General features: G+C 43.1%; 11 protein-coding genes. 6 read left to right on the top strand and 5 right to left on the bottom strand.

Features of this window, described 5'->3' with window-relative positions:
- Nucleotides 1–168 precede the first annotated feature (168 nt).
- On the top strand, nt 169–1,335 hold the full coding sequence (locus tag V7L01_RS29040) for a sigma-70 family RNA polymerase sigma factor (RefSeq protein ID WP_335041056.1): 1,167 nt from the start codon (nt 169–171) through the stop codon (nt 1,333–1,335).
- A 102-nt stretch (nt 1,336–1,437) separates the two neighbouring features.
- Complete coding sequence (locus V7L01_RS29035; RefSeq protein WP_335041054.1) at nt 1,438–2,604, top strand: DUF1822 family protein; 1,167 nt, start codon at nt 1,438–1,440, stop codon at nt 2,602–2,604.
- Between the two features lie 42 nt (nt 2,605–2,646).
- Here V7L01_RS29035 and V7L01_RS29030 read toward each other — a convergent pair whose 3' ends face one another.
- Nucleotides 2,647–2,769: a hypothetical protein gene (locus tag V7L01_RS29030; RefSeq protein WP_335041052.1), complete on the bottom strand. Its 123-nt coding sequence runs from the start codon at nt 2,767–2,769 to the stop codon at nt 2,647–2,649.
- 363 nt (nt 2,770–3,132) lie between these two features.
- On the opposite strand from V7L01_RS29030, the gene V7L01_RS29025 reads away from it, so the two are divergent.
- Nucleotides 3,133–5,475, top strand: coding sequence for a beta strand repeat-containing protein (locus V7L01_RS29025; protein WP_335041050.1), 2,343 nt, complete (start codon nt 3,133–3,135; stop codon nt 5,473–5,475).
- Nucleotides 5,476–5,584: 109 nt separating this feature from the next.
- Here V7L01_RS29025 and V7L01_RS29020 read toward each other — a convergent pair whose 3' ends face one another.
- Nucleotides 5,585–6,040 carry a VOC family protein gene (locus V7L01_RS29020; RefSeq protein ID WP_335041049.1) on the bottom strand — a complete coding sequence of 152 codons (456 nt, stop codon included), beginning with the start codon at nt 6,038–6,040 and terminating at the stop codon, nt 5,585–5,587.
- Between the two features lie 38 nt (nt 6,041–6,078).
- Complete coding sequence (locus V7L01_RS29015; RefSeq protein ID WP_335041047.1) at nt 6,079–7,080, bottom strand: glutathione S-transferase family protein; 1,002 nt, start codon at nt 7,078–7,080, stop codon at nt 6,079–6,081.
- Nucleotides 7,081–7,329: 249 nt separating this feature from the next.
- Between V7L01_RS29015 and V7L01_RS29010 the strand changes: the two genes are divergently transcribed.
- The 3 genes from V7L01_RS29010 (at nt 7,330) to V7L01_RS29000 (ending at nt 14,227) form a co-directional block, all read left to right on the top strand.
- Entirely contained in the window at nt 7,330–7,578 is a 249-nt protein-coding gene (locus V7L01_RS29010) for a hypothetical protein (RefSeq protein WP_335041044.1), read from the top strand.
- A 56-nt stretch (nt 7,579–7,634) separates the two neighbouring features.
- Complete coding sequence (locus V7L01_RS29005) at nt 7,635–10,226, top strand: CHAT domain-containing protein (protein ID WP_335041042.1); 2,592 nt, start codon at nt 7,635–7,637, stop codon at nt 10,224–10,226.
- Between the two features lie 167 nt (nt 10,227–10,393).
- Nucleotides 10,394–14,227 (top strand): two-partner secretion domain-containing protein, encoded by a 3,834-nt coding sequence (locus tag V7L01_RS29000; protein WP_335041040.1) that lies wholly within the window; start codon nt 10,394–10,396, stop codon nt 14,225–14,227.
- Here the strand turns inward: V7L01_RS29000 and V7L01_RS28995 are convergent.
- Both V7L01_RS28995 and V7L01_RS28990 read right to left on the bottom strand, forming a co-directional pair.
- A complete protein-coding gene (locus V7L01_RS28995) occupies nt 14,132–14,443 on the bottom strand; it encodes a hypothetical protein (RefSeq protein ID WP_442937037.1) in 312 nt (103 codons plus the stop codon). The two genes, V7L01_RS29000 and V7L01_RS28995, sit on opposite strands and share 96 nt — an antisense overlap.
- An 85-nt stretch (nt 14,444–14,528) precedes the next feature.
- Nucleotides 14,529–15,287: a DUF928 domain-containing protein gene (locus V7L01_RS28990; protein WP_335041036.1), complete on the bottom strand. Its 759-nt coding sequence runs from the start codon at nt 15,285–15,287 to the stop codon at nt 14,529–14,531.
- Nucleotides 15,288–15,300: the final 13 nt, after the last annotated feature.

Here is a 15,300-nt window from a genome sequence, read left to right as displayed (position 1 = left end):
AAACATTTATGAGGCAGAAAAACCTCAAACCTATGCACAAGAAGAGAAATATACCGAATACTCAAAATTTCTGTGAAGTCGAAATATAATCCTCACCCCTTGTAGTAAAGTTTGTGTAGGTATTGTCTAACGCTTTCAGTCTTCCTATAGGTTGGGTGACAATTTTTTATGCATCCTCGGCAAAGCATCATTGAAATATTTTCAACTTTTGTGCAATTTGACGCCGATCGCTTCAGTGGTTGGGCGACGGAATCAAAGCTACGTCGCAGTATGCAAAGTTGTCTCAACCGCACGCCTCAAGAAACTTCAGAACATTTTTGGGCTTTGTATTGGTATAAATTTTGGCTGATATCTGAAACGAAGCTACTGGCTAAAGAGCATCTGGTAGCTTACTTGCAAGAATCCTGTTATTGGGCATCCCAAAAAACAGTTAACAGTTTTGCGAGTACTCAGTATAAGTTATCAGACTGTTTTCAAATTGCGATCGCTCAAGTTGATAAAGTCCTCAAAGGATTTAATCCAGATCGAGGCTTTATTTTAAAAAACTACGCTACTGCCCTCTTTAGCAGTGCTATTCGGGAAAATTTACGCCAAAATCGTGAAATTGATATTTGTACAGATTGGGGATTATTACGAAAAATTACTAAAAAGTTTTTGGTGGAGTCTTTACAAAATGCAGGTTTGTTGCTAAAAGATATTAACGATTACGTTCTCGCTTGGAACTGTTTCAAAACTCTATATATCCCAACACAAAAAGGTACTTCTCGCCAAATTCCTCAACCAGATAACGAGATTTGGGAGGCGATCGCTAAAGCTTATAATTCACAAAGTGGTCAGCAAGTCAATTCCCAAACCCTAGAAAAGTGGCTTTTAACTGCTGCTAAAGCCGCACGCCGCTATCGTTATTTTCCTGTTGACTCTCTCAATATCCCTAAAGGGGGCGATGATTCGTGGGAGTGGCTTGATAATATTCCCGGAACACAACAAGAATCTCTAATTAATGAAATTCTTGCTCAAGAAGAAGAACAAACAAGAAACTTTCAACAAACTGAGATTAACAAAGTTTTAGTGGCTGCGATCGCTCAACTTGAACCGCAAGTACAAGAAATGTTGCAACTTTATTATGCTAAAGAACTAACTCAAGACCAAATTGCCAAACAATTACAAATACAGCAATATACTGTCTCACGGCGACTAAAAAAAGCCCAAGAAACTTTGTTACGCTTTTTAGCTAATTGGAGTAAAGATAGTTTGCATATTTCCATTACTTCAGACCTACTCAAGAATATAAACATACTAATGGAGGAATGGTTGAAAAATTACTATGGTGTATGACAAGGGAGTGGGGGAGAAATAAATTAAAAATTAAAAATTAAAAATTAAAAAACTTCTGCCTCCTGCCCAATGCCTTCTGCCCAACCCCAATCCCCAATCTTTATGACTACTGTATTTACTCTCACTAACCCAACAGATATGGTTTTGGAAATCCCTGTAATTACCCAAAACCAAGCGGATTTAAATAATCAAGCTTTTTCTAATGCTAATTCTCGCTATCAAGCTTATATTAATCAACTTTGCCTGGGTGCTATCTTGCTATGGTTGCAAGAAGACTGGACACCACAGACAAAAGTTTGGCCAACTACCACTGCTTTACCCAGTTTCTGGGAACTGGTTAATGGAATTGCACTCACGTTTGATACAACAAGATTAGTCTTAGTTCCTAGTGAAGCAATTGATTTAAGTGAATTGCGAGTCCCCCAAGAATGGGTGGATATTCCTAGTTGGGTAGGTGATTATTATTTAGCTGTGCAAGTTGAACCAGATGAAGGGTATGTCAGGATTTGGGGTTATTGTAGCCATGAAAAACTGAAAACTCAAGGCAGTTATGATGCCAGCGATCGCACTTATTCCCTGGATGCTACTGATATAATCAACGACATCAGCGTTTTAGCGATGGCGCGTCAATTGTGTCCAGAAGAACCCACTCGTAGCGTAATTGCAGAGATTCCCAGCTTATCGCCACAACAAGCAGAAAATTTAATTGCCCGTCTGGCAAACCCGGAAATACTTACACCCCGCCAAGAAATCCCTTTTCAACTGTGGGGCGGATTAATTCAACATGGCGGTTGGCGACAAAACTTATATCAACGACGCTTAGGATTACCAGAACAGTGGTCAGTTCTCCAATGGTTGCAAAGCGGTGTTTCTCAAGTTGCTGAGGCTGTTGGTTGGGGAAGCTTTGATTTACAACTCAGTGTTGCTGGGGCGCGGGGTGTGGAAGACACACAACCAAATACTATTCTCTCTCGTCAGTTGGCGATCGCAGGTCAAATTTACGAATTTTTGATCATACCACAAGATGAGCCAGATGCAACTATTTGGCGTTTTGAATTACGTAACGCTGCGATCGGTGCAGCTATTCCCGGTGGTTTTAAACTCCGCTTACTTACCGAAGATTTACAGCCTTTCCCCAATAACGAAGATGTAGCCACAACGGCTGTAGAACAACTCTACGTAGAGGTTGCCTTAGAAGCAGGAGAAAGCATAGTCTGGGAAATAGAACCTTTTCCCGACAACTATAATTGGGAAATACTCAAGTTTTAAAAAAGAATTTAAAATCAATAATTCACGGACTGAAGTTCGCCACTAGTCTTTGGGTTTGCGGTTTTGTGAGCGATCGCACCGGGGGCCAGCCGCGAACCCGTTCCAAAATGGTTCACCGTCAGCAATGCCGAGCACCTCGCCAATCTTTGGGACGTAGCTTGCCACCGTCCTCACTCCCATCATATCGTGTTTGTTCGGTTAAAGACTTATCATTAAGACCGCAAGGGGGCAGGGGAGAAAGAGTTTTCAGATTTTTGCACAGATGGAGGAATCATAACTAATCAGCCGGACATCATATCAAACCAAGCAGCATTTTGTAACCTAAAAAGTAAATAAGTTAATAGTAAGCTCAACTTTCTCAGCCCATGCATTCCATATTGAGCCTATCCCACTAATGATATTTGTGCTACAAAGCTTAAGCTTATTGAGAACTGAAAACTAAAAATCAAGATTTTCAAGCACATTTTATGAAAATAAGTATGGATTTTTAGAATAATAAGATAGGTTCATATTAGTTAGGTAAAAATTGTGGCAAATATCATTGGAACCAACGGTAATGATACCTTGAAGGGCAGTGACGGGACGGACATAACTAAGGATGACACCTTAACTGGTAACGGTGGCAAAGATCAATTTATTTACAACTACGACACCGGGATTGATACCATTACTGATTTCGGTGGCGTAGGTAAAGGCGTAAATCCCTCGGCAGGAATCATTGCCGAAGTGGACAGCATAAAATTCCAACAAGGTGCAGGTTTTACTGCCCAAAATATGCTGCTTACCCAGAATGGTAACAATTTGGAAATCACCTTTGAAGGTATAGATGATGCCAAAGTCATTCTGCAAAACTTTGCTCTGGAAAATCTGAATAACCTCAGCAAATCGACAGGAGCCACTGTAGATTTAGGTAATATCCTGTTTGATGGGCTTCCTAGCATCACGGACAACTTTGATGTTTTCAATGCCAACTCCACTCAAAGCACTATCTTTAAAAAGAACACAGTCACCTTTCTTAACGACCTCTCCAACAATGTCAACGGCTTTGACAACTCAGATGATGTAATCAATGGTCAAGAGGGTGATGACATTATTGGCGGTTTGAGTGGCAACGACATTCTCAGAGGTGGTGCGGGAAATGATACTCTTACTGGTGGTACTGGTGACGATACCTTGAATGCGGATTATTCATCAGGCGATAACCTGCTCGATGGTGATGATGGCAATGACTTTCTCTTTGCCTCTGGCTACCAGTACTATTCCAGCTACAACGAACAAGGCGGTGACCTTCGCACCTTAGGCAATAGCACCCTCAACGGTGGTGCAGGTAACGATAACTTGAGTGCTAGCGGTTCAACAGGCGATAACCTCCTCTCTGGAGGCGATGGCAATGATTCTGTCTCTGTTTTTGGCTATTACTCATCACCTGGTGGTGACTACTTCCGGTACAAAGACACTCGCACCTTGGGCAATAACACCCTTAACGGTGGCGCTGGTAACGATACCTTGAGTGCTAGCGGTTCAAAAGGCAATAACCTCCTCTCTGGAAGCGATGGCAATGATTCTCTTATTGTCTCTGGCTTTCCTAAATATATTTACGATTCATACTACGAAACTGTCTCCTTAGGCAATAATACCCTTGACGGTGGCGCTGGTAACGATACCTTGGATGCTAGCGGTTCAACAGGCAATAACCTACTTTCTGGGGGCGATGGGAATGATTCCATCTATGTAAGCGCCCCATCCTCGTATCGTTCTGGCGTCTCTTATTTAGTGACTCAAACAGTAGATGGGGGTAAGGGTGACGATTTTTTGTCCGTTGATTACACCAATGCTGGTGAGGGGATTAGAACAACATTCAATGCCATTACTAACATTGGATCGATTACGGCGGGCACGAATCTGGTTAACTATAAGTCGATCGAAGGATTAAATATCTCAGGGACAAGCTACGATGACAACATTGTAGGGAATAGTGGGAACGATACGCTCTCCACGGGATATGGTGGCAAAGATACGATAGATGGAGAGAAGGGTGACGATGTGTTGTCCGTCAATTACCGTAATGTAACAGGAGGGATCGCTTCGACTTTTGATGCCACTAGTCATATTGGATCGATTACGGCGGGCAAGAATCAGGTTAGCTACAACAATATCGAACGATTGAATATCTCAGGTACAAGCTACGATGACAATATTGTGGGGAGTAGTGGGAATGATACGCTCTCCGTGGGCTATGATTATGGTAGCAATCGTGGCAATGATACGATAAATGGGGATACAGGTGACGATTTGTTTTTGTACTATAACTATTATGGTACTGCCAAGGGAATCACTTCGACTTTTGATGCCACTAGTCATATTGGATCGATTACGGCGGGAACGAATCAGGTTAGCTACAACAATATCGAAAGATTATATATCTTAGGTACAGCCTACGATGACAATATTGTGGGGAGTAATGGCAACGATACGCTCTCCGGGGGCTATGGTTATGGCGATTATACTTCCTATACTGGCAGTTCAGATAACGATACACTTTATGGAGGGGATGGTACTGATACCTTTGTTTTCAATAGTTGGAATGATTATGAAGGTGTTGATTATCTTTATGACTTCAACGCGACTAATGAACTCATTCAAGTATCGGCTGCTGGGTTTGATAGCCGCTTATCAATAGGTTCACTTCAGGCAACTCAGTTTACCATCGGAACATCTGCAACTACTAACACTCAGCGATTTATTTACAACAGTGTTACAGGTGGACTGTATTTTGACCTTGATGGCAGTGCGTCTGGGTTTACTCAGGTACAATTTGCACAATTATCTGTTGGATTGTCAGTAAGCGAAAAGAATTTTGTGGTTGTTTAATCTTTATTAGCACTCTGCCATTACCAAGCGGTATAGTTTGCGAGGTGCTATTCTAAGCTTCTCGCAAACGATAGTGCTCAATGCAAGTCATTTTAGTCTGATTTTTATCCTATTGGTTGACAGTTTCTACATATGGTCGCGGTTGGTGAAAACCCTGAAGTGAGGCATCGACGATGAGGCAAACTTCGATATGCATACCATCAGGATCGGAAAATGACAGGTTAAGTACTGGGCCAAGGTCGGCGATCGCGCCATCAGTCACGCCCCGATCTATGAGTTTGCGGCGGATAATCTGGAATGCTGATTCTGTTGAGGCATTCAAAGCTAAGTGGTCGATGTGTCCTCGTGCAAACATATCCGGCAACCCAAAGCTATGGACATTATCAGGCATCTCTGCTGCGTGAAGCACGCACTGTGAGCCAGCCCGTAGAAGTGCGTGACGAAAGGCTGGGGTTGTCTCTTGAAAGATTACTGGCATCTCGAATACATCAGTATAGAAGTCGATAAATCGGTCGATATCTGCTGTTACCACTGCAACATGGTGAATACCTGATACAAGATTCATAGCGTTACTCCAGTTAGATTGGGCAATTTCCTTTCATGCTATGGTTGCGAATAAGTTGCGATCGCAACGGGAGTCTTAGCGAAGCAATCGCGATCGTGCGGTTGGTCAAAATCAACAATCGGCCCCTTCGGCACAATTCCATTTGGATTAATATCAGTCATACTCATGTAATAGCTGCGCTTAGTATAGTCTAGATTGCAAGTCGCTTTGAACTCAGGATACTGATATAGGTCTAGTAGATAATTCCAGAGATTTGGATAGTCGATAATTCGCCGCAAATTGCACTTAAAGTGACCGTAATATACTGAGTCGAAGCGATACAGAGTTACAAACATACAAATATCGGCTTCAGTGAGTTGATCGCCACATAAATAGCGCTGCTTGCTCAGAACGGTTTCCCAACGATCTAAACTCTCAAAAAGTTCACTTACCGCATTTTCGTAGGCTACTTGCTCTCTGGCAAAACCAGAGCGATATACACCAGCATTGATTGGCAGATAAATTGCATCGATCGTTCGATCGATTTTCTCTTGTAGATCGCGTGGGTATAAGTCTATTTTTTGTGTTGCAAATTCCCCAAACTCTACGTCAAACATCCGCATGATTTCGCGAGATTCGTTATTGATGATTGTTTGAGTTTGCTTATCCCACAACACTGGAACAGTAACTCGTCCTGTGTATTTTGGATCGGCTTTCAGATAAATATCTTGCAAGTATTGAGTGTGATTCACCCAGTCAGGAATAGCTCCCGGTGCTTCACTAAACATCCATCCCTTGTCGCTCATAATCGGATCGACAATAGAGACAGAAATTGCATCATTCAAACCTTTAAGTTCTCGCATAATTAAGGTGCGATGCGCCCACGGACACGATAAGGAAACGTAGAGGTGATAGCGTCCTGCTTCTGCCTTAAACCCGCTAGAACCATCGGCGGTTACGCGATCGCGAAACGTTGTCGGTGTCTCATTGAACTTACTGCCCTTATCTGATTTATTCTCATCGGTTGTCCATTTGCCTTCGATCATCATTCCTGATGCCATAATTACCTCCTAACACTAGGGCGTGTCTGTAAACTACAAAATCTATGATTCTGAACTTTTGAGGATTACTTCAGCATTAATTCTTTCCTTTTCTGAAGGATGTTAATTTCTTAAAATTTCTTTATAAAATCGTCTTTGCAGACAGAGCCTCGGCTGTCTAATCAGTATTTAAGGGGTTGAGAACTCAAGCACAGTCAGAACTCAAGGCGTTGACGATGATTTCTTTGGTCTGTTCTAATTGCTTTAATTGTGCTTGTTGGTATTTATAAAACTGGTCAAAGTTACCTGTACTTGTTTGCGCTAATTCTTCGACTTGCCGCTTGGGTACTTGCGCTCAAGACAACTTTGCGAGATAAAGGGGCAGGGGGAAAGGTTTTAAATCCCTTACCCTTTGCTAATGGCGATATAATTCTCACTAGCTCTGCCCCCATCACACCTCATTCTTCCTGGCAAAAGACAGCCGATTGCCCTGCCTTAAATCAACACCAGGGAGGTTGATATAGCAACTTACACTGTCTATTTTCAGTCAAGATGCAGTGCAAGTGAGGCAAAAGATGGTGACAAAAAAATCTAGATTACGGAAACTCAAACGGTTTTTAAGTATACTGCTGCTTTTGGCTATATTCTTAGGTGCTCTTTTATTGCCGCCTACTTTCGCACAGATAACTTCGGAAAACTCTAGCGTTCAAAGCTTGCCCGATGCTCAAAACTGGTACGAACAGGGGAGAAAATTCTATGAAGCCGAACAGTTTGCTGAGGCTGTTAAAGTATGGCAGCAGGCTATCTCTGGATTCAAAGCCAATGGAGATGAACTACGACAAGCGATGACGCTGGGCGATTTATCATTAGCTTATCAGCAACTTGGAAGTTGGAGTGAAGCAGAAAATGCGATCGCTCAAAGTCTCAACTTATTACAAACCTCACAAAATATAGATAGCAAAGATTCCTCACAAATTCTCGCCCAAGTTTTAGATATTAAAGGACGCTTGCAATTAGCTCAAAACAAAGCTGAAGATGCCTTAAATACTTGGCAACTCTCAGGTGATATCTACAAAAAAATAGGAGATAATAAAGCGGTTATTCGTAACCGCATTAACCAAGCGCAAGCTTTGCAAGCTTTGGGGTTTTATCGTCAAGCTGAAAAAAGTTTAAAGGAAACTAATACAATACTGCAAAATCAACCTAACTCGCCTTTGAAAGTCGCAGGGTTGCGTAGTCTAGGTAATGTCGTGCAAGTCACAGGTGATTTAGAAACATCTCGGCAGATATTGCAGCAAAGTTTAGAAATAGCTTCATCGTTGCCAGCGAAGCAAGCAATAGGTGATATTTTACTAAGTTTAGGCAACACCGCCCGTGCCCAACAAGATGTGCCAGCAGCTATGGAGTTTTACCGAAAAGCTGCCACAACTGCCAATTCACCAACTACCCGCATTCAAGCTGAAGTTAATCAACTCAGACTAATGGTGGAAACCGATAAATTTGATACGTTCCCAGCGTTATCCTCCCAAATCCAAACACAGCTTGCCGACTTACCCCCCAGCCGCACAGCAATCTCTGCGCGTATCAACTTTGCCCAAACTCTAACGCAATTTAGAAAAAAAACCACCACAGATAATCCCTCATGGTTGGATATTGCCCAACTAATATCACCTGCGATTGAGCAAGCCAGAAGCCTGCAAGATAGACGCACAGAATCTTATGCTCTTGGTGTTTTGGGTGGGCTGTACGAACAAACTCAACAGTGGACTGATGCTCAAAACCTCACTCAACAAGCGTTGGTGATGGCTCAAGCTATTGATGCTAAAGATATTAGCTATCGCTGGCAATGGCAGCTAGGACGTTTGCTAAGAGCTAAGGGAGATATGGGAGGTGCGATCGCAGCTTACAATGAAGCAGTCAATAGCCTCCAGTCTCTCCGTTATGATTTAGCTGCCGTCAATCCAGAGGTGAAGTTTTCCTTTCGGGATGAAGTCGAACCTGTATACCGCGAATTAGTAGATTTACTTTTACAACCTGGGGAAAATTCCCAACAAAATCCAGCAAACATCGAAAAAGCAAGCGAAACAATCGAATTGCTGCAAGTCGCAGAACTCGATAACTTTTTTCGCAACACCTGTTTAAATGCACAGATTCAGACTAAAAAACAAGACCAAACGGGTGTTACAGTCATCTATCCATTTATTTTGCCAGACCGACTAGAGGTAATTCTCCAGTTACCGCAAAAGCGTTGGCTGCACTATGCTACTGCTGTAAGTAAAGATGAAGTGCAAACTACTTTAAAACAATTACAGCAAAATATAACAAAGCCTCACACACTACGACAAGTTCAGTCTTTATCGCAAAAGGTATACAACTGGCTGATTCAACCTGCTGAAGCTGCTTTAGCTGAAAGTAAAACCCCTACTTTAGTATTTGTGCTGGATGGGTGGTTGCGGAATATCCCGATGGCAGCTCTGTATGATGGCAAACAGTATTTGATTGAGAAGTATAGCATTGCCCTGACCCCAGGTCTGCAACTGATTGAACCCAAACCATTACAAAAAGAATTAAAGGTAATAGCCGCAGGATTGAGCGAACCAAGTTCCGGATTTTCTGCACTACCCAACGTCAAGCGTGAATTAGAAGAAATTCGCTCTCAGATACCTAGCAGTATACTTCTCAATCAAGAATTTACCAGACTGGCTTTGCAAAACCAAATTAATTCTCTACCTTTCCCAGTCGTTCATCTTGCAACTCATGGTCAGTTTAGCTCCAAAGCTGAGGAGACATTTATAGTCGCTTGGAAAGACCGTATTTATGTCAAGCAGTTTAATCAGTTAGTACAAACTATCGAGCAAAACCGACCTGAAGCTATTGAATTGCTTGTACTGAGTGCCTGTCAAACTGCTGCTGGAGACGAACGGGCTGGGCTGGGAATTGCTGGTGTCGCTTTTCAAGCCGGAGCACGCAGTACCATCGCTTCTCTGTGGAACTTAGATGATGAGTCTACCTCTGTGTTGATGAATGAATTTTACCAGGAGTTAGCTAACAAAAACTTGACTAAAGCTGAAGCACTGCGTCGCGCCCAACTGACTCTTTTACAAAATCCTAAGTACAAACGTCCCAGGTTTTGGGCACCCTACGTTTTGCTAGGTAATTGGCTGTAGTTTTATATCTGGATAAGTATAAATTTATGTAAATAAATAGCAAGTTTGGTGTAAAACTAACGGCATTGCAACTGAGAGTTATCTAGAGGTGACTGCAACCACTGTAAACCCACATTAGTGGTGTGACATCACCAAAATAGCGATCGCTGTTTGCTTAGAGGGGTACAATGTCCAAGATAAATATTAGTTGGGGCTGGTTAATAGGAATTGCAATATGTGGTTCAAGCATTTGGAGTACAAATTGCGCTTTTGCCGAAATTATCCCCGATGGCACTTTGCCTAATAACTCTAGTGTCAAATTACAAGGGAACAACAGCATCATTGAAGGAGGAACTCAAGCAGGTGGCAACTTGTTCCACAGCTTTCGGGAATTTTCTGTCCCGACTAACGGCGCTGCTTTGTTTAATAATGCTGCGGATATTCAGAATATTATCAGTCGGGTAACGGGTGGATCGGTCTCTAAGATTGATGGGATAATTGGCGCTAATGGCACAGCTAATTTGTTTCTAATTAATCCTAACGGAATTATTTTTGGTGCAGATGCCAGCTTAAATGTTGGTGGTTCGTTTGTAGCAAGTACAGCGAATGCACTGCAATTTGGAAATATCGGATTTTTTAGCGCTACTGATCAAAATATCCCTTCACCGTTGTTGACTATTAATCCTTCAGCATTACTGTTTAATCAGATTAATCAAAACGCAGCGATTCAAAATAACTCAGTTGCATTTGCAGGAACAGATCCGGCAGGCTTTAATGCATTTGGTTTACGAGTACCAGATGGAAAAAGTTTGCTGCTGGTGGGTGGTAATGTCAGCATGGATGAGGGGCAATTAAATGCTTTTGGTGGACGAGTTGAGTTAGGAGGGTTAGGCGAACCTGGTAGTGTAGCGCTGGGTGTAGATGGCGATAATCTCAGTTTGAAATTTCCTTCTAATGTTGCGCGAACCTCGGTATCCTTCACCAATCAAGCTGCAATATATGTAGAAGGCGCTGGTGGCGGTAATATTGCAGTCAATGCCTCTAATCTAGAGATATTGGGAGGAAGTATTTTAAGCGGTGGTATTGGGCGACGTTTGGGGACATTTGAAACTGTTGCAGGAGATATTACGCTTAATGCTACCGGGTCAATCAAAGTTGCTGATGGTAGTAGAGTTCGTAATCTTGTGCGTTTGGGGTCACTTGGTAATGGGGGTAACATTACCATCGATTCTGGTGAATTCTCGTTACAAAATGGCGCTCGACTTTCAGCGTTAACTTATGGACAAGGAAATGCGGGGAATGTGACAGTACGGGCAGGGGATGCTGTTTCTCTTGCAAATAATGCTGGCATCTTCAGTACGGTAGAAGCGGGAGGTGCCGGTAAGGGAGGTAATATTACTATCGATTCTGATTCTTTCTCACTACAAGATGGCGCTCAACTTGCTGCCTCAACATTTGGACAAGGAAATGCGGGGAATGTGACAGTACGGGCAGGGGATGCTGTTTCTCTTGCAAATAATGCTGGTATCTTCAGTACGGTAGAAGCGGGAGGTGTCGGTAAGGGAGGTAATATCGACATCTTAGCTGCAACACTATCACTAATTGATGGCGCTCAACTGCTAACCGCTACTCGTCGTGCATCTACTACCCAGCCAGCAGGACGGGGGGATGCGGGGAATGTCAATGTGAATGTTATTGGTATTGTTGATATTGCTGGGAAGAAAAATGGTTTTAGCAGTGGGATTCGCAGCAATGTGGGAACAGGTGCAGTTAGCAATGGGGGTAATATTACTATCGATTCTGGTTCCTTCTGGTTACAAGATGGCGCTCAACTTATTGCCACTACTGATGGAAAAGGGAATGCAGGGAATGTCAATGTTAATGTTAGTGGCATTGTTGATATTGCTGGAAGAAACAGTAAAATTAACAGCAGTGTGGGAATGGAGACAGTTGGGAATGGTGGTAACATTAATATCGATTCTGGTTCCTTCTCATTACGCGATCGCGCTCAACTTGATGCCTCAACATCTGGGCAAGGGAATGCGGGGAATGTGACAGTGAGTGCAAAAGATGCTGTTTCCCTTGCAGATAACGCTTACATCTTCAGCAGGGTGTCAGCAGGGGGTGTAGGTAAAGGTGGCGACATTGACATCAACGCGGCAACTCTGTCACTAATTGATGGCGCTCAACTTATTGCCGCTACTGATGGAAAAGGGAATGCAGGGAATGTGACACTACGGGCACAAGATGCTGTTTCCCTTGCAGATAACGCTTACATCTTCAGCAAGGTGGAATTAGGGGGTGTAGGTAAAGGTGGCGACATCAATATCAACGCGGCAACATTGTCCCTTAGCGATGGCGCTCAACTAAATGCCACTACTGATGGAAAAGGGAATGGAGGTAGTGTGATTATTGATGCCCGCAAGAGTGTTTATTTCGATGGAGTTCGGGATGGCATATTCCCTAGTGCTGCCTTTGGTGGAGTGGGAGGAGGGGGAAAAGGAAACGGCGGCGGTATATACATTACTACAGATGAACTCTCACTCACCAATGGTGCTCAACTGCAAGCCAGTACCGGTGGGATAGGGGATTCAGGCAACGTGATTATTAATGCCAGAAAAAGTGTTTCTTTTGATGGTGTTACCATCGGTAAATTTTACACTTTCAACAGTTATGCTGCCACCCGCGTGTATAATAACGCACAAGGAAAAGGAGGAAATGTCCATATTAACACTGACAAATTTTCTCTTACCAATGGTGCTCAAGTTTTTGCTGATACCAGTGGAAAAGGTGATGCAGGAAACATTCAAATCAACGCAAAAAATTTTGTCAGTGTTTCTGGAACTAGTCCAATCAGCGGCTCCTCTAGTGCTTTATTTACATTTACCAATTCTACAGACAAAGGTGGCAATATCATCGTGGATACGAGTGCCTTTCGCGCGTTAGATGGTGGGGTGTTAAATGCACAAACCTTTAACAATGGTGATGGTGGCAGTGTTATGGTGAGGGCAAAACTAGTTGAGGTTCTCAATGGAGGACAATTGCTTGCTACTTCCTCTGGTAATGGAAGAGCAGGTAAGATTACGGTCAATGCTACTGACCAAGTGATTGTTAATGGCAGTAATGCTACTTATGTTGATCGAGTTGCAAAATTTGGTATAAAAGTTGCAAATGATTTTGGTACAAAAGGTGTAAATAATATTAATGCTGATAGCGGCTTGTTTGTTCGCTCTGAAAGTTTAGGAAGTGCCGGAAACATTGAAGTTATCTCACCTCAAATTCGTTTGGACAACTCTGGAAGATTTATCGCCGAATCTGCATCGGGTAACGGTGGCGACATCAACTTACAAACTGATTTACTGGTTCTGCGTCATGGCGCTTCCATTTCCACCACCGCAGGCACAGAAAAAGCTGGTGGTAATGGTGGCAACATTAATATTGATGCCCCGTCGGGCTTCATTGTTGCTGTCCCAAGCGAAAATAGCGACATCACTGCTAATGCTTACACAGGCAGTGGTGGGAGAGTAGATATTCGAGCCATTGGTATCTATGGCATTCAACCCCGCTCTAACCCAACTTCTCTTTCGGATATCACCGCTAGTTCTGAATTTGGTGTAAACGGTACTGTAGAACTTAACACGCCGGATATTGACCCTAACAGTGGCTTAGTCAACCTGCCAACCGTACCAGTTGATACCCAAGTAGCACAGACGTGTCAAGCTGGTGGAAATTTAGCTAAGAGCAGTTTTACAATCACTGGACGCGGCGGCTTGCCTCCTAACCCAAGTGAAGCTCTCAACACTGATACAGTGCAGGTAGATTTGGTGACTCTCAATCCAAACGATGATAACCCCGATCGCCCCTTTGTTCCCAGCAAAATAACTACCCCCGCACCAAAACCCATCATAGAAGCTACTGCTTTGGCGCTAAACAAAAAAGGGGAAGTCGTCTTGACAGCAAATCTTCCCACCATTACGCCCCATAGTCCTTGGTTGAAGCCTGCATCTTGCAGAGCAAGTTAATATTAGAGACTTCACTGGGACTGCAATGCGATTGTTCGGACTGACAATGCCATTGTTCGGACTAACAATGCGATCGCATCGACTGACAATGCGATTGTTCCGACTAACAATGCGATCGCATCGACTAACAATGCCATTGTTTCGACTAACAATGCCATTGTTGCGACTAACAATGCGATTGTTCCGGCTAACAATGCGATCGCATCGACTGACAATGCGATCGCATCGACTGACAATGCGATCGCATCGACTAACAATGCGATTGTTTCGGCTGACAATGCGATCGCATCGCCTTTCACTACTAGTTTTCTAAGTTACAGCACTCCACTTTTGGTTCAGTTGCAAAATCATTCAAACCAACAGCTTGCAACAGCGCCCTCCAAGAAGTATCTTGCGAATTGGTGCGGCGCAGTTCGCTAGCAGCGCTCAAGGCGTCATACCAAATACCATTAGTTCTATAAAGGGTTACGCGCTGGCTTGGTGTCGCTTTTTCCAATTGAGTTTTTAAAGCAGGGTTGAGTTGCTCCCGTTTTAGATATCCTTCAACATCAGCAATAATTTGATTGTCCTTGTTACAGTAAACGTTAAGGTACCAACGATACCGCTTACCTATCTCCAGAGGCGCTGCTTTTGAGGGCAAACGAAGGCTAACTACTCCAGGTGTCCCCGTTAAAGAAATTTTGTAAATAGCTTGATTTTCTGCTTCATCTTCCAGCACAAACTCTCCATAGGCAAAGTCAGATGAATAAGGAACATAAAATAAGAAACTAGGATACTCAGCGATCGTTGTTCCAAAAACCAATTCTGGATTTGAATAAATAGGTACTAAGGCTGTGAGTCGCTTTTGAGAAGAAGTCAGAGGCTTGTTCGTGTCCTGACTACATCCACGGCTACCTGCTTCTGTTCGCTTACCTGGTTCTCCGATGTCTGTAGGTGGAGGCGGTGCAGCAAAAATCAATGATTGATTTAATTGTTCCTTGGGGTTTTGAGGGTCTGCTCGCACTTGTATAGAGCTAAGGAATGTTAAACTAACGGCGAGGAAAATTTGAATCTTTTGCATAGACAATTTCATC

This window comes from Nostoc sp. (genome assembly GCF_036917095.1).
Lineage (GTDB): Bacteria > Cyanobacteriota > Cyanobacteriia > Cyanobacteriales > Nostocaceae > Nostoc.
Note: the sequence above shows the minus strand (reverse complement) of the source record. Positions and strands in the feature narration are given on the sequence as shown.